Below are 20,637 nucleotides of genomic sequence, written 5' to 3'. Positions count from 1 at the left end.
ATTAAAGTGATGGAAGTCTAAATAAAATCCGAACGAATTTAAAGTATCGTTCGGATTTTATTTAATTTATTTCTCTTAATATATGTAAATCCTTTTTTGTCTTTCGATTGTTAAAGCGGACTGTTTAATTACCGCTATTATTCATGTTTAACCATTCTTCACGTAAAATACCCATACGGATTGAGTCGTAATATACCCCCTCATAATATCTTACCTTGCGGATGCGGCCTTCCATTTGCATGCCGAGCTTTTCAGCAACGCGGATCATTCGTTTATTGCCAGACCATGTTGTAAGACCGGCACGGATAACGGGCAACTGATTAAAAATATGTGCAGTCCATAGACGCAGCGCCCGTGTGCCCAGACCTTGGGACCAATTCTTTGGTTCGTGGAGAATAATGCCCATTTCCAGCCAATATTTTTGAGCGTCTTCAAAGTAATAGGAAACTGTACCACAGATTTCACCGTCTACAGTAATCGTCCACATATCATCTGCATTAATCCAGTTATTCGCTTTCAGTGTAAAATCTTCATACCGCATTGCTTGATGTGTAAAATATGGTGCATCCCACTTTTTCCACTCTGGTGTTTCCTCTTTATAAATCAGTTCCCATAGACGTGGCAGATCTTTCTTGCTAATCGGGCGGATCACCAAATCATTATCCAAATACATAGCATACCTCATTTCTAAGTAGTTATCTTGTATTCTACCGCAGCTGGAAAGAATAGAAAAGTGGGTATCCAGATTCTTTCTATAAGAGTACCATAAACCTTCTAAAATATGCTATTATTCAGTTAAATGGTTTAAAGGAGTGAGGCAGTTGGGGATTCGTTGGCATAAACATACACATATGACAATTCATGATTTTCATTCCCATTCGCATATTGGATGGGACAAGGATATCAAGCCTATTGCGGAGGCGGATTCTGGACAGACAATCACTTTTGAAATATCGGAAGCTTCTGGTGGGCAGTTTACAAAAAAGTCGACAAGTGAGAATCTGGCTTTATTGGATTTTTCAAAAGTAAATCCAGTGGCTGGGCCAATATATATTAAAGGTGCTGAACCAGGGGATACACTTGAAGTCGAAATGATAAACTTTAGACAGCTGGACTGGGGATGGACAGGAATTATTCCCGGGTTCGGACTTTTAGCTGACAAGTTTAATGAGCCATCATTAAAAATTTTTGACTTAACAAATGAAAATACCACTGAATTTTTGCATGGGATAGACCTTTTTATTAAACCATTCCCAGGGACAATCGGGGTAGCACTTCCTGAGGAAGGAAATTTCAGTGTTGTGCCGCCAAGACAAAACGGCGGGAATATGGATATCAGGCATTTAACCCGTGGAACGAAACTATATTTGCCGGTATTTGTGGATGGTGCATTATTTTCGATTGGTGATACACATGCTGCACAAGGAGACGGGGAAGTTTGTGGAACAGCGATTGAAGCATCGATGGAGACGACAGTACGTTTTAAGCTTCATAAAGGGAGGACGATTGCGGAACCCCGTTATGAATTGCCAGGACCGCCAACACTGGAAGCGGATAGCAGAGGCTATTATGTAACTACTGGATTTGGGCCAGATTTGACAGAGGCTTCAAGAAAAGCAATAAGCTATATGATTGAGCATCTGATTGACACATATGGAATGAAGGCAGAAGAGGCATATATGCTATGCAGCCTTGCAGTTGACTTAAGAATTAATGAAATTGTCGATGCACCAAACTGGCTTGTATCCGCATTCCTGCCAAATGCAATTTTTAAATAAGGACATGGAACAGAGGGGGGAGTTCTGTTCCAGCTGTCTCCTGCTTTATAGAAATAATAAGAAATAGGATAAAAAGTATTAGTCAGATAACGCTGAACGATACGGTTAAAAGGCAACATACTTAAGTACAATTTCCCCCTCCGTTCTTTACTTTAATTATTCGTTTTATTATTGGAATATAACACCTCCCAGGAGACTCTATGTCCCAAAATAAAGGGATTTAAAACGATTTGTAGAATTAAAGTATAAAAGAAGTCAAGGGGGAGTTTGTTCGTGCATGAGGATATTCAAATGGAAAGCAGCAAGAAACGCTTTAAATTTAGAAAAACGTTATTCATTACGATTGGTATAACTTTTTTGCTGCTTTTAGCTTTATTATTTTTTGTAAATTGGTATGTAAATCGTTCGGTTGAGCAGGTGGACGGAACAATTGAACTTTCATCTTTAAATAAAGAAGTTACAGTCATAACAGACGAAAACGGGGTGCCACATATTCACGCAGATAGTGAGCAGGATTTATATATTGCGCAAGGCTATGTACAAGCCCAGCATCGTATGTTTCAAATGGAACTGTCACGGAGGCAGGCTTCAGGTACTTTGAGTGAAGTAGTAGGGGCGTCAGCGATTAACCAGGATAAGTATTTTCGCACGCTTGGCTTGAGAAGAGCAGCTGAAGCTTCCTATGAAATTTACACAGAAGAGAGCAAACAAGTGCTCGAATGGTTTGCAGCCGGAGTGAATGCTTATATTTCTGATGCTAAAAATGCAAACCGTCTTCCAATAGAATTTAAGTTAATGGGGATAGAGCCAGAGGAATGGACACCAATTGATTCTTTAACAATCGGTAAATTCATGGCTTTTGATCTTGGAGGACATTGGGAAAGACAGGCCTTTAACTATTATTTATTGAATACATTTGAAGAAGACAAGGCATACGAGCTTTTTCCTGCCTACCCTGAGAATCGTCCAACTATTATTGATGAAGGAGAGATAGATATTGCGAAAAGTTTCGAGCATGCCGTTATTCCACATGAATTTAATGGAAGTAATAATTGGGTTGTAAGTGGTGAAAAAACCGTTTCCGGGCAGCCGCTGCTTGCAAATGATCCACATCTCGGATTAGCAACCCCGTCGATTTGGCTGCAAATGCATTTAAAAGCAGCTGATATAAATGTGAGTGGTGTTATTTTTGCCGGTGTTCCAGGAATTATTTTAGGTCATAACGAAAATATTGCTTGGGGTGTGACAAATACTGGACCAGATGTGCAGCAGCTTTACCTGGAAGAAAAAAATCCCGAGAATCCGCATGAATTTTTATTTGAGGATGATTGGGAAGAAGCAGAGATTATTGATGAACCGATTATTGTAAAGGACGAGGGTACGGTTGACTATCAGGTAGTTGTTACGCGGCATGGTCCAATTGTTTCGGAATTTGCTGAGGAAAGTGGAACAAATAGCGCATTTTCGCTAAGGTGGACGGCATTGGAGCCGACAACAGAACTGGAAGCGATTTTAGAAATGAATAAAGCAAGCAATTGGGAAGAATTCGAAACAGGATTGGAGAAATTCCTTGCACCTGCACAGAACTTTGTTTTTGCCGGAAAAGATGGAACAATCGCATATAAGGCGAATGGAAATATTCCCATCTATGAAAATGCTAAAGATGCACTATTACCGATGCGGGGCTGGGATCGTGACGATGAATTGACGGAATATATTCCTTTTGATAAACTTCCGTTTGTGATAAATCCAGAAAAGGGCTATATAGCAACGGCTAATAACAAAGTAGTGGGTGACGATTATCCCTACCATATCAGCCATGTTTGGGCACAGCCTTATCGATATGAGCGCATTGCAGAAGTCCTTGAAGAGCGTGATGAATTAACAATTGAAATGATGCAGGAGCTGCAAATGGATGAAGTAAATCTGCAAGCACGTGAATTTGCAGGTGCATTTTCAGAGCTGATTGCAGAAGAAGCGTTAACGGAAAACGAAAAAAAAGCATTGGACCTTTTAGAGGATTGGGGACATGAAGATGCTTCAGACCTTGCAGAACCGCTGATTTTTCAGAAATGGATAATTGAAATTGAAAATATACTATACGAAGAAATCCCTGAAACAATGATGGATATGTTTAGTGCGAAAGGGCAGACAACCGATACAATTTTAAGGAAGGGGCTTAGTGGCGAGGAATCAATTTGGTTAAAGGAACATGGTGGTATTGAAAAGGTGGTGCATGGGGCATTCAAACAAGCAATCACCCGACTTGAGGAAGAGTATGGTGAAAATATAACGGATTGGAAGTGGGGAGATTTTCATCGGGTAGAATTCCGCCATCCGCTTTCAGGAATTCATCCAATACTAGAATATTTCTTTAATCATACTGGTCCTCAACGTATGGGAGGCAGTGCATTAACTGTTATGGCTACAGCATATAATAATGAAACAGGTGAAGTGAATCACGGTGCCCCTTGGAGATTTGTCATCGATGCAGCTGATTTAGAGAAGGGCTACCACCTAAATGGACCGGGACAAAGCGGCCATTTCAAGAGCGATTGGTATCATGACCAGCTGGAAGATTGGGTAAACGGTAGCTTCCATCAAACGAAACTCAATGAGACAGAAGGTCAGATATTGAAATTGGAAACGGGACAGAAGTAAAACTGTATGAGGTGAGGAAATGAATAAGAAATTAAGGAGGTCTTCTAAGGACCGCAGTTTAGCTGGTGTATGCGGCGGGATTGCAGAATACTTTGGAATGTCTTCCTTTGGCGTTAGATTAATCTTTATATTTATCCCGGGAAATTTCCTGATTTATATCATTCTCGCCAACATCATTGCTGACAGTCCAGCTTCGTTGCAGGGGGACACATAACTGATTTCCTGATTAGCCAAAGAAAAGCACCACATTACCGCAAATTCTGACTAAATGGGTGTCAGGGCATGCTGCCATGTGGTGCTTTTCATATACAATTATAATATTTCTTTTTGCAAAGCCTTATACAGAGCGATTACCATGAGTATCATAATAAAGGAGAATGGCAGTGCTATGATGATAATTGTATTTTGCAATGCTTCTAGTCCTCCTACATAAAGGAGAATAAGTGCTACTGCTGATTGAGCTAATCCCCAAACAATTTTTACCATATTTGGCGGAGTAAGTGATCCATAAGTTGTTTGCATTCCCAGGACAAATGTTGCTGAGTCTGCTGATGTAATAAAGAATGACGCAATTAAAAGAATTGCCAGGATAGATAAGAAAAGCGACATTGGCAAGTGGTCAAACATATTAAATAAGACTAATTCTGTAGAAAAACCAGAAAGATCTATTCCTTTTTCCTGCATATCTCCTGCTGAAGTACCGAAAGCTGCGTACCAAATAGCAATAAATGCTGTTGGCACAATCATTACACCAAGCAAGAATTCTTTGATTGTTCTTCCACGTGATACACGTGCAATAAACATACCAACAAAAGGTGCCCAGGAAACCCACCATGCCCAGTAGAAAATAGTCCAATTATCGAGCCATACTCGATTATCATCCCCGAGTGGTGAAGTAGTAAAACTCATCGGGATTAAGTTTTGAATATACATTCCTATTGTTTCTGTAAACATATTCATGATTAACAAGGTTGGTCCAATTACTATTATAATAATAAGCAAAAATACGGCTAAAATGATATTTGTATTGGATAGATACTTAATTCCTTTGCTAAGTCCCGACCATGCAGAGAGCATGAACAGGAATGTAACGATTATAATGATAACAAGTTGTGGTACAAATCCGATACTGATTCCAAATAAGTGAGCCAGCCCGCCATTAATTTGCACAGCACCGAAGCCAAGTGATGTTGCCACACCAAATACAGTTGCAAACACAGCTAAGACATCGATGATAGTACCAAGCGGCCCATTCATTCTGTCCCCAAACAGTGGCTTAAGTGTTGCGGAAATTAATCCTGGTTCACCTTTCCTGAACTGAAAGTATGCAAGCGCCAGTGCTATAACCCCATACATTGCCCAAACATGAATACCCCAGTGAAAATAAGAATAGACCAATGCATCTTTAAAAGCTTCGTCTGATCCAACCTGGGCATTTGGTGCATCTAAAATAAAGTGTGACAGAGGCTCAGCTGTACCATAGAATACAAGCCCAATCCCCATCCCTGCTGAAAACAGCATGCCAATCCACGTAATTGTAGAAAAGTCTGGACGATCCTGGTCTTTGCCCAGTCGAATTTTTCCAAACCGGCTAAATGCAATAAGTATAGCAACAATGACCAGTGCAGACATAAGTAACATATAGTACCAGCCAAACGTTGTTGAAACATAGGATTTTACTTCTCTTGTTATTATTTCAAATTGCTCTGGAAATACTGCCCCCAATATAACCATAACAGTCACAATTGCTACGGATATATAGAAAACCTTTGATACCTTCTTCATAGTTCCTCCCTGTAGTGATAAAATAAAAACGCACGGGAACTATTATACCCTTATAAAATAAAAATGAAACCCAAACAGCGTTGAAAGATGGAATGAAAACACTTTGCTAATTTTCTGTAAAATAGGGAGGCGATTAGATGAAGCTTACTGTGATAGGCATGTGGGGAGGTTTCCCAAAAAAAGATGGTCCCTGTTCGGGCTATTTAATTGAGCATAATAATTTTTCTTTATTAATAGATTGCGGGAGTGGGGTACTTGTTAAATTACAGGAATTTATCGATTTAAATAAAATTGATTATATTATTTTATCCCATTACCATTATGATCATTCGAGCGATATTGGGGCATATCTATTTTCAAGACTAGTGAATACACAACTCGGACGGACGAGAAACCCCTTATCGATTTATGGGCCAAAAGATTTTGAAATGGAAAAGGAAATCTCAGCCGTGCCATATAATGAGTTTCATGCGATTGATGCACATACTAAGCTGAAAATAGGTCCTTTTAATATCGAATTTATTAAAACGATTCACCCGGTTGAAACTTACGGTATAAGAGTGGAAGGTGGTGGAAAGCAGATTGTTTATACATCTGATACAAGCTTTACCGAGGAATTAGTTAAATTTGCAGCTGGAGCAGATTTATTAATCGCTGAATCCAGTTTATATGAAGGAATGGATGGAGAAGCGTTCGGGCATATGACTTCAGAAGAAGCAGGAATCTTGGCGGCACGCGCAAATACAAAGGAAACAATCCTCACGCATTTGCCACATTACGGGGATATTGAAGAATTACTAGTAAATGCGAAGGCACAAGGGAATTCGCAAATTAAACTTGCACAGCCAGGAATGGTGTGGGACAGCAGGAACTGACCTTAAATGTCAATTTTATTAAAATTAGTGCATTTTTGACTTATGGAAGATGTAATCGACAGAAAATGACAGGATTACATATGGACTGTTCGTTTTATATGAAAGCCCCGTCCTTTTTTCGACAAAAAAATCAGGCGAAATTGAAAAATGAGTTTTTGACAGTATTTTCATTCTCAGCTATCTTGGCATTAATGAGAAGATTCAAGCATCCCCTTGGTGCTCCTAATATGTTATGTCTGGAGAAATACTGCGACACCTTCCCTCTCTTGGTGCTTTCAGAATTTCTGAACCATAACTTTCCAGCCTCCTCCTATTAGGGCACCATATATTCCTTGATCTTCTCTCGTATTTTTAGATGAAGCATTCATCTCATAATGTTAAGTGAAAAAGTGGGACAATCAGGTTCTATCCCTTTGTCCCACTTTTGAATTGACAATGATAATGCCGATTGCAACAAGTGCTAATGCGGCGATTGTTGTTATAGTCAGTTTTTCTTCGGGTATGAAGATGGCTGATAAAATAGATCCTGAAACAGGAATAATAAAACGATACATGGCAATTTCCCCAGCAGCATTATATTTTAATAAGGAATACCATAAAGCAAAGGCTATTGATGATAATAAAGCTGAATAAATAAATAGAGCCCAGCCGAATGGTGTGAATGTTAAAGCGTTCTCTCCAAGGTTTGGCAGCCCAATCAGCAGTAAAATAATCGCCCCAAGACTAAATTGCCAGCCTGTGACAGCAAAAGGATGAATTCCTTTTGCTAATTCCTTTGCCATAATTGTAGCAACAGCACTTGTTAAACCGGAAAGAATCATGAAGCCTTCCCCGGTGAATGTGAAATTCAATTCCAGACCTTGCCCCCAATTCGCAGCAATCACTCCAGTAAATCCTGCAATCAGACCCAAGACTTTTTTCCAATTCATTTTATCGTTCGCATAGAAATAATGTGCTAGTATGACTGTGAAGAATGTACCGCAGGAATTAAGAATTGCTCCTTGCATTCCAGTTACCTTTGCCAAGCCATTATAAAAGAAAAAGTATTGCAGTGCAGTCTGGATAATGCCTAAAAGAAGCAATACTGTGAATTGCCGTCGGGTTACTATGATGCTTTTAGGGCTTATAATTAGTAAAAACACAAGCACAATTATTCCAGCCAGTAAAAATCGTAAACCTGCAAAGGTTATTTTAGCAATAATGTCATCTGCAGCAATCTGAAATTCTGTATAACTCACTTTTAACACAGGAAATGCACTTCCTAAGAGAATAGAAGAAAAGATTGCGAGCACAATGACAGACCATTTATTTTGTAAAAAATTTTTCATAAATAAAACCTCAATTTTGTTATATTGTTTAACGACCAAATCAATTCTAAGCTAATGAAAATCGGAAAGCAAGTTAACAAACTTTGTCGAAAATCAAATATGGAAAAAGCAGCTGGATTCTTCTAAACTGGAGTTGACTATATCAATTTATTTGCTGTAACTTACGGGGGAGAGGCGATATGAAAAAATCCTTATTGTTTATTTTACTTATTGCTGTAGCTTTATTATTTCTATTTATTTACACGGAGAATATGGGGAAAACGACAGAAAAAAAACAAGCAGCTCACTACTTTAAGAGAGATGCCTCTTCTTTGCTCTCACCAGACCGCTTTCTGATCATTGCTCATCGGGGTGCTTCCGGCTATGCACCGGAACATACAATAGAAGCCTATAAAAAAGGAGAAGAACTTGCAGCCGATTACATTGAGATTGATTTACAGATGACAAATGATGGACGATTAGTTGCGATGCATGATATTGATTTGGGAAGGACAACAGGTGAGGATGGGGAAGTCCGGGAATTTACCTTGGATGAACTAAAGGACTTTGATGTTGGTACATGGTTTAACCAATCTAATCCAGAGCTGGCAGAACCGGTATTTGCAGAACAAAGTATACCGGCACTTGAAGAAATTTTTGACACATTCGGTCATGAAGCAAATTATTATATTGAAACAAAGAATCCGAAATATTATCCTGAAATGGCAAAAGAGCTTATTCGAATTTTAGACGCGTACAATCTGCTTGGTGAAACGGTGGATGAAGGAAAAGTAATTATTCAATCATTTAGTGAGCAAAGTTTACGTGAAATCCATGATGTAGAGCCGTCCTTACCATTGATTCAGCTCATCTCATTTGATGACGAGGCAAAATTAAATAAAAGAGCGATTAGAAATATAAAACACTATGCAGTTGGCATCGGTGTGAATTACCAAGCTATCACAAAAGATTTTGCAGGGAAAATCCATAAGGCAGATCTCCTGCTGCATGCTTTTACTGTCAATGAAAAAACTGAAATTAACAGATTAAAGGAATTTGGCATAACAGGAGTCTTCACAGATTACCCGGATATTTTGAAAACCAGGCAAGAGGTCATTCCTTAAATGAATAAAACCGCGGAGAGGGCATTTACTCTCACGCGATTTTATTAGCAGATAGAGGACCAAGCCCTCATTGTCATGTTTACTTCTCAATTTTTACAGGTATGAATAATTCGTATTGTCTTGAACCATCCTTTTGGCTCTCATCGTAAAGAATTACTGTTCCTGTATCATAAGCAACTTCATCGAATGCAATTGTAATTTCAAATTCGCCCCAGTCTGGTGCCGCAGTGCTCGCTACGACATTTCCTTCATCTAAAATATTGTGTCCGTCTTCAAATTCGTATCGAAAAGATGCTTCAAAAACTTTTGCCTCTCCACGTACTGTGAATTGATTGCCAACGACAGCATCTGGTGTAGGCTCATAGATTCTAAATGCTTCGTTTTCTAAAACAATCTCTGGCTGAGCACTGGAATCATCTGTTTCTTGATTATCATCTTCTGTTGCTTCCTCTGTTTGCTCGGAAGCATTCTCATCGCTTTCAGTGGCAGCATTTTCTTCTTGATTATCTGTTTCTTCATTGTTACTCTTATTCTGCTCGTCTGTTCCTGAGTTATCGTCCCCGCAGGCGCTTAGAAAAACTACACCAAATAGCATAACCGTCAGTAAAATATACATGAACCGTTTCATAGCTCAACCTCCTTTAGATAGTATTGGACTTGTTCTTTTTCACCCCCATTATATAACATAAGAAGCATAGATAACAAACTGGTAAAATCTTCAAATTAATTAATTGATTTAAGCGCTAAACATATTCTGGCGGCAGTCGATATAAATTTAGAACATATTTTTAATTCTTATATGTGTAAAAAATGCATAAGGGGTGTTTAAATGAAAAAGAATTCAAAGCAGTTTAAATTTAAGAGTTTACGAGCTAAGATTTTATTCGGATTTTCCATTGTAATGGTACTTGTCCTGCTTTTAAGCGGATTTACAATATATGCGCTTACGAAAATGAACAATGATTTAGAAAGTTTGCTGGACGAAGAGCTTACCTTGTTAATTGCGGATGAGAATCTGGCAAAAAACATGGCAGATCGCACAAACTTAATTCAAGGTTATATCCTATTTGAGAGCGACCAGTACAAAGCAGACTTTGAAGCTGGAATTGAAGAAAGTATTGCACTGGAAAACCAGGCATTGGAATATAGCGAGTCAGAACAATTAAAGGAATTACTTGATAAAAAGATAGAATGGGGAACACTAACAGATGAAATTATAGCAGCCTATGAAAATGGGAATGAAGCTGCTGCAATAGATTTAATGGAAAATTCCTTAGAGCCTTTGGGGAAAGAGCTTGTTGCTGGTTTTAGTAATTTAGCAGAACAGGCCGAGGATCAAATACAAACAGTTGGAGATGAAATCCAGCAAAATACAGAGAGTATCCAGACAGCCGGAATTGTTATTTCTGTTATCGTTATTATTCTTGGTATTTTAATCGCTTTAAGAACAGCTTCATCTATTTCTAAACCTATCCGAAAAATTATGGAACGTATGAAGTTAATTGCAGATGGTGATTTAAATACGGAAGCCTTGGCTGTTGAAACCGAGGACGAGGTGGGGCAATTAGTGGATGCTGCAAACAATATGAATGACAGTATGCGTGAAATTATGCTGAAAATAAATGAAGTGTCGACAACTGTTTCTGCACATAGTGAAGAATTGACACAATCGGCAAATGAAGTGCGTTCAGGCACAGAACAGATATCCAGTACGATGGAGGAGTTGGCTTCAGGGTCGGAAACACAGGCAAATCAATCAAGTGATTTATCACATCTGATGTCAGACTTTACGGTGAAAATCAGTGAAGTAAATAAAAATGCAAATGAAGTGGAAAATGAGTCCAATCAAGTCTTTGAAATGACAAGTGAAGGTTCTGTATTAATGAGCCATTCTATGGAGCAGATGGAAAATATTGATCTGATCGTACAGGATACAGTACAAAAGGTACAAAGCTTGGATGTCCAGTCCCAAGAGATTTCAAAATTAGTTGTCGTTATTCAAGATATTGCAGACCAAACGAATTTATTAGCTCTGAATGCTGCGATTGAAGCAGCAAGAGCGGGTGAGCATGGGCAAGGATTTGCAGTTGTTGCGGATGAAGTTCGTAAGCTGGCGGAACAAGTGGGACACTCTGTTACAGATATTTCAGGCATTGTTGATAATATCCAAAGTGAGTTTAGTGTCGTTACCAGTTCATTAAATAATGGATATGAAGAAGTAAAACAAGGTACATCGCAAATTCAATTAACTGGAGAGAAGTTTACAAGTATCCGTACTTCGGTAACAGATATGGTGAAAAATATAAAAAATATCTCAGTGAATGTTGCTGATATTACTGCAAGCAGTCAGGAAATGAATGGTTCCATTCAAGAAATCGCAGCTGTCTCTGAGGAGTCTGCGGCAGGTATTGAAGAAACATCTGCATCCTCTGAACAAACGAGCGGCGCGATGGAAGAAGTTGCGGGAAGTGCAGATGCGCTGGCAAAATTAGCTGAAGAACTGCAAGCATTAGTTAGCAGCTTTAAGTTATAAAACAGCTTATTATTCAAAAAGGATGAAGTTTTGTTTTCTTATTCATTCCAATAAAGAACCGAGAGCTTTAATATCTCTCATCTCCAGAAGGAGATGAGGGGTATTTTCATTGGCTTCTTACTATCCAGTCAGCATGATGTTAAAAGTGATATTTATGCAAAGGCTGGGCTTCAGTGGCTATTTTTTATTTTTACTTGCTGTTTGACTGCTTCCTATTTATAATTGACAGTATTATAAAATAATTGAAAGGGGACGTGCTGATTGCCAATAAATATACCGAAGGAACTTCCGGCCAGAGAAACCTTGCAAAAAGAGAAGATTTTTATTATGGATGAAGAACGTGCCCGGACACAAGATATTCGTCCACTAAATATACTTATTTTAAATTTGATGCCAGAAAAGGAAAAAACGGAGCTTCAGTTGCTAAGGCTATTGGGTAATACGCCGATTCAAGTAAATATAACTTTTATGCGTACAGCAACCCACCAATCAAAAAACGTCAGCAATTATCATCTGGACAACTTTTATACAACTTTTGATAAGGTGAAAAACCGACGTTTTGACGGTATGATTATTACTGGAGCACCGGTTGAGCATTTAGATTTTGAACAAGTGAATTATTGGGTAGAGCTTACAGAGATTTTAGAGTGGGCAAAGGAGAACGTTACTTCGAACTTACATATATGCTGGGGAGCACAAGCGGCACTTTACCATTATTACGGAGTGGAGAAAAAATTATTAGAAGAAAAGTATTTTGGCATCTTCAAGCACCGTATTACAGACCCTACAGAAAAGCTTGTTCAAGGCTTTGACGATAATTTTTTGGCGCCGCACTCGCGCCATACAACAGTGGAAACAAATACAATAAAGAATCATCCAGAATTATTTCTGCTTTCAAAGACAGAAGAGGATTCACCGTTCATCATTCTTTCAAAAGACAGAAAAAACATTATGATTACTGGACATTTGGAATATGATGCAACAACGCTTGCAGATGAATACCAACGGGATTTAAATAAAGGAAAAGCGATTGATATCCCTGTCAATTATTTTCCAATGGATAATCCGGAAATAGAACCGCCAAATACATGGCGTTCCCATACACATCTTTTATTCTCGAATTGGCTGAACTTTTATGTGTATCAGCAAACACCGTATTATTGGGATTAAAATAGAGGAAAGGCAGTTATCTGAACATGGTAATGCGCCTTTCCTCTACTGGTTTTATTTGATTAACGTTTAAACTTGCTTCCGCTGCTTTTTGCCCGAAGTTTAGCCATTAAGGCTGAAGATTTTTGACTTGCTTGCTTTTCAGCTGTCGTATCAATGGAGTCAATCTGATAGCTGCCATTCCGTTTGGAAACCTTAAAAATTGTATTCACTTTGCTGTTTGCAGGCAGTTCATTCTTGTCAATAATTATTTCCTCATGTTCTTCTTCAATTAAAATTACTGCTTTTTCACCTTCGAAACGATCTAATATCCCTTTCATTGTACACATGCTTTCCCTTCTGATTTAATATCGGCAATGCGTGCCGGGCCAATTCCATTAATCCGCTCCAAATCATCGACTGAACTGTATGGACGGAGAGCAATAAGATCCTGCGCCCGCTCTGGTCCAATATGGATAATTTCTTGAACCGCTTCTTGTGATGCGTTGTTAATATTAATGCAGCCAGAGACAGTATCCGGACTGGATTCCTTCTGAGACCCCGTATCTGTCCTATTCTCTTGCTTTGTTTCGGTTGTCTCCTGTGACCCAGGGTTTGTCCCTGTTGAGGAACGCAGGATGCCTGTTTTAGGTTCTGCTATTGTATTGCCATCCGTTGTGATAATAATCGTGCTGTCTTTGTCTGTCCCGTAAAGTGCAATATTTCTCTCCTGAATCATGGTCACTACTTCTGGACTCGGGTGTCCATAGCTGTTTCCTTCTCCAGCACTGTAGACCGCAATCTTTGGTGATACTGCGTCAATAAAGTCTGGATCACTAGATGTCTTTGAACCATGATGACCTAAATGGAGTACATCTGCATCAACATTGAAGTTATTTCGCATGTAGCTTTCCCCACTCCGATCAGCATCTCCTGTGAAGAGGAATTTGTTGTTTCCATATGTAAATAATAAAGAAATGGACTCTTCATTTGCTTTTCCAGAAATGCTATCAGGATATAGTACATCGATTGCGAGTGGACCAATATCATAACTCTCTCCAGCACGCGGTTCAGCATAATCTGCATTACTTGCTAATACTGCCTCAATGGCTCTTTGGAATGTTTGTGATGAGCTTTCATTTCCTGACATCCATACCTCACCAACATCAAAGGTATTCATGACTTTGTCAAGTTGGCCAATATGATCTGCATCAGGATGACTGACAATAACCAGGTCCAAATAAGAGACATTATTTTCAGTCAAGTAGGGAACGACTTCACTTCCTCGCCAATCCCCAGTGTCAAAAAGAATATTGTATGCTTTTTCATCATCTGAGTATTGCAGCAAGGTTGCATCAGCTTGTCCTACATCAATAAAATGCACGTTAAGCTCATCTAAGTCTGTCTTTTCAGCTGCCTTTTCTTTTTTGTCACTTGCAGTATTCTTACCTGTGGACTGTGTTTCTCCTTTTTCCTCAGCAATTGCAGATTCAGTTGTGTCCTCTGCTGTTCCTTCAACATTCGACCCAGATTGTTCGAGTACTTTCTCTGAGGATTTTTCTTCCAAACCTGTCCCACAGGCGGTTAATAAAATAAATACGAGTAAAACGAAAATAAATTGTAATTTCTTCACTTCTTGTCCTCCAAAACATTGAAACTTCAACATTTAGCGTACCAAATCAGAGGTGAAAAGGCTAGCAGGACAAGTAAATTTTGCAGGAAGAATTTATATGAAATTACAGTCAATCAAAAAATTCATTAATTTTAAATGAACAACTCGCTCCAAAAAACGAAAACACACTTTTCGATGTAATAAAATTGAATTTTCATCTTAATCTAGCTGTTCGTATTTCAAAAATATATGAATGCACGATACATTCTGCTTTGCAATAATAGAACAAAATCAAGGAGAGATTGCCAAATGAAACTTCATATAACTATCATGCTATATTTTTTTCTGACAGCGCTAGCAGCCCCTGAACTATATCCATCACTGAACAGTCAATACACAGGGGTAGTTGATCGATTTGAAGGGGATGCTGCTGTCATTTTACTGGAGGAAATAGGAGAGGAAATCATTTTGCCCGTTCAATCATTGGGGGCATTTATTGAGGAAAATCAATGGGTGCTTGTCCAAGTGAAAGAAGGAAAGCCTGTCATGATTCGCTCATTGCCGCGTGTAAACGAAGAGAGGCAAACCGAAATCAGCGACCTATTAGACAGGCTTCACATAAAAAGTCCACAGTAAATTAAGCATATAAAGCCCCGATTGCTCCAGCATAGGCCCCTTTCTCTAAGAAGACAGGCGTAAATTGCAGCATTTCCTGAAAACTTGCAATACTTTCACGAAGTGGTTGATTGCCTTGCAATGTACTGCCAGCAAAAACAATATGTTGGATATTTTTTGCTGCAGCAACTTGACCGGCGAGAGATAGAATTACCTCAGTAATTAATTGGTTTAATGCAGCAGCGTGATCAGCTTCTGTTTTTTCTGTATGTGAGTGAGCCTTTCCAAAATTTGCAGCTGTTAAATTACCAAATAATGGTGCTTCAACTGAGCCGTAAATATCTTTAACGAGTAAGTCACTATTTTGGCGATTACCTAAGCTTACGAGTTCCACAAGCTCCTGAAATTGATTTGTTTTCGTAAGCAATGACCCTAATCCTATAAACGTGCCACCACCAATACCACTGCCAAGCATTCGTTCAAAATTATTTTCCTTCACATGAAAAATAGATGTGCCGGTACCAATACTTGTTAAAATAAACTCTCTCTCGGGTGTGCCCTCTATCTCTAGTAAATATCTTGTTCCATTAATAAGCGCAGTAAATTCATCTGTTGTTTGTTGCTTTTGTTTTAGTTTTGCTGCCAGTTCGGGCCATTTTCCCCCAGTTCCTAATAGGGTTGCTTCGGGAGCAAGCATATTCAGCCATTGAATGAGTGTCGCTATTTCATTATATTTGTATGTTTTCACGTGCAGGCAGCCTTTTTCTTCATATGCAAGTTTAATCAGTGTTCCACCTGCATCAATGCCAAGTTTCAACAATACAATTCCTCCTTCCATCTTTAAATGATTTAGGTTGAATAAATCATAACGTATTCATTGTCTTTCAACAATAAGAACCCAACTACCATAATAATGAACGCTCTTAAATCACTCTGCAGCAAACTGGTTGATGTAATACAAATAAAAGAGTAAAGAGTAAATTCTTTCTAATAGTTATTTCTCCTTAAGTCAGTTAAAATAGAAAATAGATGAAACTTATTGAAGGGTTTTGTCGTATAAGAAAATAAGGGGATAGAGGGGCATTTTAACCTGCCTATTCCTCTGCATGCTGTTAAAGTATAATCCTGATTATAAAACTATTATTAAACTTTTTTATAGACTAATGTTTGAAGTGATACAGGAAATGAATTCCTATAGGAGTGATGAGATGAAAGCATTTTTCCAGTTTATACTGCGTTCAATGGCGGCTTTCTCTGTTATGACAGTTGTTTGGCTTGTCGCCTTTTTCGGGTTTAGTCAAGCCTTCCTTCTAGCGAGTCTTTATTCTATCATCGGTGCGACAGCAACATATTATTCTCTAAAAGGAATAACGACGTACCGCTATGCGAAGGATAATGGGCTGACTAGGAAGGAATATAAGTTTATCTCAACGAATTTACAAGAAGCGAAAGGCAAAATCTCCAGGCTGCAACGCGCATTACTGGATGTTCGTCAATTTGGAAATGCGAGAGAAAATATGGAAATAATTACGACAGTAAAGAAAATATATGCAAATACAAAAAGGGAGCCAGCAAGGTTTTTTCAAGCGGAGAGTTTTTATTATAAGCATCTGGACTCGCTTGTCGAAATTGCAGAAAAGTATGCTTACCTTTCTTCACAGCCAGTGAAGTCACGAGAAATGAACGACACAATGAGAGATTCCAGACATACCATTATTGTCCTTGGACAAACAGTGAAGAAGGATTTACGAATTATGCTGAATGATGATGTAGATACACTTCATTTTGAACTTGATGTTGCAAAGCGCTCGCTAAAGAAGCCTAAGAATTCAAATGGGAGGGTCATTTAATGAATCAAGAAAAAGAAAAGCATGAGCCATCTGAAATGGACGAGCTATTAGCTAATCCCTTCGGAAGTGACTCAATTGAAGATACATTGGTAACTGCAAAAGATAAGCCAAAAAAACTGGTTGATATGCTGCCAGAAGGAAAAAAAGAAAAAGCACTGCAGCTGGCAAAGCAAATTGATCCAAATGACCATCAAAGTGTTTCACAATATGGAACAGAAGCACAGTCTAAGTTAATGGACTTCTCTCATGGAATGCTTGACCATGTAAAAAATAATGATATTGGCGAAATTGGCGGTATTTTAACAGACCTGATGAAAAAATTGGACCAAGTTGACCCAGATGATCTGAACCCTAATAAGCGCGGATTCTTATCAAAAATATTCAACCGCATTTCAGGCTCCGTAAATGAGATTATGTCAAAGTACCAAAAAACAGGAGCACAGATTGACCGAATTGGTGTAAAGCTGGATAGAAGCAAAGATGAATTAATGAAGGACAACAAGCTTCTTGAACAATTGTTTATGAAAAATAAGGATTATTTTGATGCGCTTAATATTTTTATTGCTGCTGGTGAAGTGAAAATTGAAGAACTGCGTACGAAAGATATCCCCGAACTTCGAAAAAAGGCTGAAGCCAGTCAAAATCAAATGATGGTGCAGGAAGTAAATGATCTTATCCAATTCACGGACCGTCTGGAGAAACGGACACATGATTTAAAGCTGAGCAGACAGATTACGATTCAAAGTGCACCACAGATTCGTTTAATTCAAAATACGAATCAAGCATTGGTGGAAAAAATTCAATCATCTATTCTAACAGCAATACCGCTCTGGAAAAATCAAATGGCAATAGCTTTGACATTACTGCGTCAGAGAAGTGCGGTTGAAGCACAAAAGCTCGTTTCGCAAACGACGAATGACCTGCTGCTTAAAAATGCAGAAATGCTGAAAGAAAACACAGTAGAAACAGCAAGAGAAAATGAGCGTGGTCTCGTTGATATTGAAACATTGAAACGTACACAGGAACAGTTAATGTCAACAATTGAAGAAACAATGAGTATTCAGGCTGAAGGAAGAGAAAAACGTCAGCAGGCTGAAAAAGAAATGCTCAGTATGGAAGAGGAAATGAAACAGAAAATGCTTGAACTAAAAGACTAAATGGGACACCGGGGATTCGTCCCCGCTGTCCTATTTTTATGGGGGATAAGAATGAAAACATTAATTTTAGGTGCAGGGGCAATGGGATGCTTGTTTGGAGCCAAATTGAAGCAGGCAGGTTATGATGTGACATTGTTTAATCGGGAGAATACGGTGATTAAACAAATTGAAAGTCATGGAATTGAACTCACCTCATCAGATGAAAAGGAATATACAATCCAAATCCCTGTTTGTTATAGGGAAAGCGAGCTAAAAAAGGAATATGAGCTAATCATTGTTCTTGTTAAGGCTTTTGCAACAGAACAGGTTTTATCTGAAATAAAACATATAATTGATGAAAATACAATTGTGCTTAGCTTGCAAAATGGTGTAGGAAATCTTGAAATAATACAGGAAGTCATTCCACAAGCAATCCATGGAATTGGCGGTACTGGAAGTGGCGCTAGTGTGTTGGGTCCCGGTCAAATTGCTCATCGTGCTACAGGAAAAACAAATATAGGTTTAATGAATGATATAACTGGTAAAAAAGCTGAAGCTATAAGCAAGATGCTGACGAATGCTGGGATAGAAACAGCGGTCTCTTCAAATGTGCAGTCAGTTATTTGGAGCAAGCTGCTAATTAATGTTGCCTTTAATAGCTTAACAGCGGTGACGAAATTAAAGAATGGTGATGCAATTTTAACAAAGGATGGTGAGAAAATCGCCACGAAGCTTATCGAAGAGGCAGTGAATGTCGCAAAAGCGGAGAAGATTGAACTTTTATATAATCATCCAGTGAAGGAAATTCTTGCAATTGGCCATAAGCAGATTGCCCGCAATCAGTCATCCATGCTTACTGATATTTTAAATGAAAGAAAGACAGAAATAGAAGTAATAAATGGAGCAATTGCTGTTTATGGAAAAAGACATGGAATCAGCACACCTTATAATGAAATGATGACAGAATTGATTCATATAATAGAAAAAAGTTATAACATACAAGTTAAATGATGGTTGTTTACAATACATTCCGTCTCCATACTAAAAGATTATGGATTACAAAGCTTGACTTTAAAAAAAAGAAAATTTAGAATTGAGATAACTACAATTTTTTAACACATTTCCTCATACAAGAATACAGCGAGGAAGTTTTTTTACTAAGCAATGAATGAGCATTCATTCAATTAAAAGATAAACAAAGGGGAGAAAAGAATGGGCAATCAGGCGACGATACAATTGAAAAAAGGCGTAAAGCTTCCAGTTATTCTGGCACCTATGTTTCTTATTTCTAATCCGAAAATGGTACTTGAAGCTTGTGAAGCTGGGATAATAGGAACTTTTCCAGCGCTAAACGCACGGACAACAGAAGACCTGGATAATTGGATGACAGAAATTACGGACGGTCTTGAAGGATTAAAAAAGAAAAATAATGAAGAACCAGCGCCTTGGGGTGTGAACTTTATCAGCCATCGTTCGAATAAACGCTTTCAAGAGGATCTGTCATTGATTGAAAAACACCAGCCGCCATTAGTGATTACCTCACTTGGGGATCCAGAACCTGTTGTTCAGGTTGTAAAAAAGTATGGCGGCGTTGTTCTAAGTGATGTAATTGACATCAAGTTTGCGAAAAAAGCGATTGAAAAAGGCAGTGATGGTTTAGTACTCGTGGCTGCAGGGGCAGGCGGACATGGTGGAAGGCTAAATCCAATTGCTTTTATGCATGAGGTGCGTGGCTTTTTTGATGGACCAATTGCACTTTCAGGAGCAATGTCACAAGGGGAAGATATTCTAATTGCTGAAACGCTTGGTGCTGATTTTGCTTATATGGGAACAAAATATATTGTTGCCAAAGAAAGTACGGCATCTGCCGATTATCAGCAAATGGTAATGGATTCTACAATTGAAGACATTACATACACACCTGCATTCAGCGGCATCCATGCTAATTATTTAACACAAAGCATTATTAATTCCGGTCTTGATCCTGCTGCTCTTCCTGAGAAGGGGAAAATTGACTTTTCAGAGCTCGGCAATCCGGATGTCCGTGCTTGGCGTGATATTTGGGGAGCAGGGCAAGGTGTTGGTCCGATAAAAACACAGCAAAGCGTGAAGGAAATTACGAGGGAGCTTGAGGAGCAATATCAGAAAGCACAAGAAACAATTTATAAGCAATATGCTGCAGCTCTTGAGAAAGCAGAAATTTAAGGGGGAA

General features: G+C 38.6%; 19 protein-coding genes. 12 read left to right on the top strand and 7 right to left on the bottom strand.

Going from position 1 to position 20,637, the window contains the following annotated elements; all coding sequences use genetic code 11:
- Positions 1–124: 124 nt before the first annotated feature.
- Positions 125–673: a GNAT family N-acetyltransferase gene (locus NST93_RS09785; protein ID WP_405103593.1), complete on the bottom strand. Its 549-nt coding sequence runs from the start codon at positions 671–673 to the stop codon at positions 125–127.
- 148 nt (positions 674–821) lie between these two features.
- Between NST93_RS09785 and NST93_RS09780 the strand changes: the two genes are divergently transcribed.
- The 3 genes from NST93_RS09780 (at position 822) to NST93_RS09770 (ending at position 4,653) form a co-directional block, all read left to right on the top strand.
- Complete coding sequence (locus tag NST93_RS09780; protein WP_405103591.1) at positions 822–1,778, top strand: acetamidase/formamidase family protein; 957 nt, start codon at positions 822–824, stop codon at positions 1,776–1,778.
- Between the two features lie 291 nt (positions 1,779–2,069).
- Positions 2,070–4,439, top strand: a complete 2,370-nt coding sequence (locus NST93_RS09775) for a penicillin acylase family protein (RefSeq protein WP_405103818.1) — start codon at positions 2,070–2,072, stop codon at positions 4,437–4,439.
- Positions 4,440–4,458: 19 nt separating this feature from the next.
- Positions 4,459–4,653 (top strand): PspC domain-containing protein, encoded by a 195-nt coding sequence (locus NST93_RS09770; RefSeq protein ID WP_405103589.1) that lies wholly within the window; start codon positions 4,459–4,461, stop codon positions 4,651–4,653.
- A gap of 98 nt (positions 4,654–4,751) precedes the next feature.
- Here NST93_RS09770 and NST93_RS09765 read toward each other — a convergent pair whose 3' ends face one another.
- Positions 4,752–6,224 carry a BCCT family transporter gene (locus tag NST93_RS09765; protein ID WP_405103587.1) on the bottom strand — a complete coding sequence of 491 codons (1,473 nt, stop codon included), beginning with the start codon at positions 6,222–6,224 and terminating at the stop codon, positions 4,752–4,754.
- Between the two features lie 137 nt (positions 6,225–6,361).
- Between NST93_RS09765 and NST93_RS09760 the strand changes: the two genes are divergently transcribed.
- Positions 6,362–7,099: an MBL fold metallo-hydrolase gene (locus NST93_RS09760; protein ID WP_405103585.1), complete on the top strand. Its 738-nt coding sequence runs from the start codon at positions 6,362–6,364 to the stop codon at positions 7,097–7,099.
- A 398-nt stretch (positions 7,100–7,497) separates the two neighbouring features.
- Here NST93_RS09760 and NST93_RS09755 read toward each other — a convergent pair whose 3' ends face one another.
- Complete coding sequence (locus NST93_RS09755; RefSeq protein WP_405103584.1) at positions 7,498–8,427, bottom strand: DMT family transporter; 930 nt, start codon at positions 8,425–8,427, stop codon at positions 7,498–7,500.
- 179 nt (positions 8,428–8,606) lie between these two features.
- On the opposite strand from NST93_RS09755, the gene NST93_RS09750 reads away from it, so the two are divergent.
- The gene (locus NST93_RS09750) at positions 8,607–9,530 is read left to right on the top strand and encodes a glycerophosphodiester phosphodiesterase (protein WP_405103582.1); all 924 of its coding nucleotides are present in this window, start codon (positions 8,607–8,609) and stop codon (positions 9,528–9,530) included.
- A 79-nt stretch (positions 9,531–9,609) separates the two neighbouring features.
- Here the strand turns inward: NST93_RS09750 and NST93_RS09745 are convergent, their stop codons facing one another.
- On the bottom strand, positions 9,610–10,158 hold the full coding sequence (locus NST93_RS09745) for a Gmad2 immunoglobulin-like domain-containing protein (RefSeq protein WP_405103580.1): 549 nt from the start codon (positions 10,156–10,158) through the stop codon (positions 9,610–9,612).
- A gap of 201 nt (positions 10,159–10,359) precedes the next feature.
- Here NST93_RS09745 and NST93_RS09740 point away from each other — a divergent pair, with 201 nt between their 5' ends.
- A complete protein-coding gene (locus NST93_RS09740; RefSeq protein ID WP_405103578.1) occupies positions 10,360–12,063 on the top strand; it encodes a methyl-accepting chemotaxis protein in 1,704 nt (567 codons plus the stop codon).
- A 261-nt stretch (positions 12,064–12,324) separates the two neighbouring features.
- On the top strand, positions 12,325–13,233 hold the full coding sequence (metA, locus tag NST93_RS09735) for a homoserine O-succinyltransferase (RefSeq protein ID WP_405103576.1): 909 nt from the start codon (positions 12,325–12,327) through the stop codon (positions 13,231–13,233).
- A 62-nt stretch (positions 13,234–13,295) separates the two neighbouring features.
- On the opposite strand, the gene NST93_RS09730 is transcribed toward metA, so the two are convergent.
- Complete coding sequence (locus NST93_RS09730; protein WP_405103574.1) at positions 13,296–13,562, bottom strand: DUF3006 family protein; 267 nt, start codon at positions 13,560–13,562, stop codon at positions 13,296–13,298.
- Positions 13,550–14,845 (bottom strand): MBL fold metallo-hydrolase, encoded by a 1,296-nt coding sequence (locus tag NST93_RS09725; RefSeq protein ID WP_405103572.1) that lies wholly within the window; start codon positions 14,843–14,845, stop codon positions 13,550–13,552. The genes NST93_RS09730 and NST93_RS09725 overlap by 13 nt, the downstream gene beginning before the upstream one ends.
- Positions 14,846–15,133: 288 nt before the next feature.
- Here NST93_RS09725 and NST93_RS09720 point away from each other — a divergent pair, with 288 nt between their 5' ends.
- The gene (locus tag NST93_RS09720; RefSeq protein ID WP_405103570.1) at positions 15,134–15,460 is read left to right on the top strand and encodes a DUF3006 domain-containing protein; all 327 of its coding nucleotides are present in this window, start codon (positions 15,134–15,136) and stop codon (positions 15,458–15,460) included.
- A 1-nt stretch (position 15,461) separates the two neighbouring features.
- Here the strand turns inward: NST93_RS09720 and coaW are convergent, their stop codons facing one another.
- Positions 15,462–16,259, bottom strand: a complete 798-nt coding sequence (gene coaW / locus NST93_RS09715; protein ID WP_405103568.1) for a type II pantothenate kinase — start codon at positions 16,257–16,259, stop codon at positions 15,462–15,464.
- Between the two features lie 388 nt (positions 16,260–16,647).
- On the opposite strand from coaW, the gene NST93_RS09710 reads away from it, so the two are divergent.
- The 4 genes from NST93_RS09710 to NST93_RS09695 all read left to right on the top strand — a co-directional run bounded on the left by NST93_RS09710 (position 16,648) and on the right by NST93_RS09695 (position 20,630).
- A complete protein-coding gene (locus NST93_RS09710) occupies positions 16,648–17,289 on the top strand; it encodes a 5-bromo-4-chloroindolyl phosphate hydrolysis family protein (RefSeq protein ID WP_405103566.1) in 642 nt (213 codons plus the stop codon).
- Positions 17,289–18,446: a toxic anion resistance protein gene (locus NST93_RS09705; protein ID WP_405103564.1), complete on the top strand. Its 1,158-nt coding sequence runs from the start codon at positions 17,289–17,291 to the stop codon at positions 18,444–18,446. Before NST93_RS09710 ends, NST93_RS09705 begins: the two co-directional genes overlap by 1 nt.
- A gap of 51 nt (positions 18,447–18,497) precedes the next feature.
- Positions 18,498–19,436: a ketopantoate reductase family protein gene (locus NST93_RS09700; protein WP_405103562.1), complete on the top strand. Its 939-nt coding sequence runs from the start codon at positions 18,498–18,500 to the stop codon at positions 19,434–19,436.
- A gap of 201 nt (positions 19,437–19,637) precedes the next feature.
- A complete protein-coding gene (locus tag NST93_RS09695) occupies positions 19,638–20,630 on the top strand; it encodes an NAD(P)H-dependent flavin oxidoreductase (RefSeq protein ID WP_405103560.1) in 993 nt (330 codons plus the stop codon).
- Positions 20,631–20,637 lie beyond the last annotated feature (7 nt).

It is taken from the genome of Oceanobacillus sp. FSL H7-0719, assembly GCF_045040795.1.
GTDB lineage: Bacteria > Bacillota > Bacilli > Bacillales > Amphibacillaceae > Oceanobacillus.
This window is presented reverse-complemented; position numbering and strand designations above follow the sequence as displayed.

Excerpts from the sequence above, each read along its gene's own strand:
- NST93_RS09705 (WP_405103564.1), top strand. The coding sequence starts at position 17,289 with ATGAATCAAGAAAAAGAAAAGCATGAGCCATCTGAAATGGACGAGCTA.
- NST93_RS09745 (WP_405103580.1), bottom strand. The coding sequence starts at position 10,158 with ATGAAACGGTTCATGTATATTTTACTGACGGTTATGCTATTTGGTGTA.
- NST93_RS09765 (WP_405103587.1), bottom strand. The coding sequence starts at position 6,224 with ATGAAGAAGGTATCAAAGGTTTTCTATATATCCGTAGCAATTGTGACT.
- NST93_RS09750 (WP_405103582.1), top strand. The coding sequence starts at position 8,607 with ATGAAAAAATCCTTATTGTTTATTTTACTTATTGCTGTAGCTTTATTA.
- NST93_RS09755 (WP_405103584.1), bottom strand. The coding sequence starts at position 8,427 with ATGAAAAATTTTTTACAAAATAAATGGTCTGTCATTGTGCTCGCAATC.
- NST93_RS09775 (WP_405103818.1), top strand. The coding sequence starts at position 2,070 with ATGGAAAGCAGCAAGAAACGCTTTAAATTTAGAAAAACGTTATTCATT.
- NST93_RS09785 (WP_405103593.1), bottom strand. The coding sequence starts at position 673 with ATGTATTTGGATAATGATTTGGTGATCCGCCCGATTAGCAAGAAAGAT.
- NST93_RS09730 (WP_405103574.1), bottom strand. The coding sequence starts at position 13,562 with ATGTGTACAATGAAAGGGATATTAGATCGTTTCGAAGGTGAAAAAGCA.
- NST93_RS09695 (WP_405103560.1), top strand. The coding sequence starts at position 19,638 with ATGGGCAATCAGGCGACGATACAATTGAAAAAAGGCGTAAAGCTTCCA.
- NST93_RS09740 (WP_405103578.1), top strand. The coding sequence starts at position 10,360 with ATGAAAAAGAATTCAAAGCAGTTTAAATTTAAGAGTTTACGAGCTAAG.
- NST93_RS09700 (WP_405103562.1), top strand. The coding sequence starts at position 18,498 with ATGAAAACATTAATTTTAGGTGCAGGGGCAATGGGATGCTTGTTTGGA.
- NST93_RS09710 (WP_405103566.1), top strand. The coding sequence starts at position 16,648 with ATGAAAGCATTTTTCCAGTTTATACTGCGTTCAATGGCGGCTTTCTCT.
- NST93_RS09760 (WP_405103585.1), top strand. The coding sequence starts at position 6,362 with ATGAAGCTTACTGTGATAGGCATGTGGGGAGGTTTCCCAAAAAAAGAT.
- NST93_RS09720 (WP_405103570.1), top strand. The coding sequence starts at position 15,134 with ATGAAACTTCATATAACTATCATGCTATATTTTTTTCTGACAGCGCTA.
- NST93_RS09770 (WP_405103589.1), top strand. The coding sequence starts at position 4,459 with ATGAATAAGAAATTAAGGAGGTCTTCTAAGGACCGCAGTTTAGCTGGT.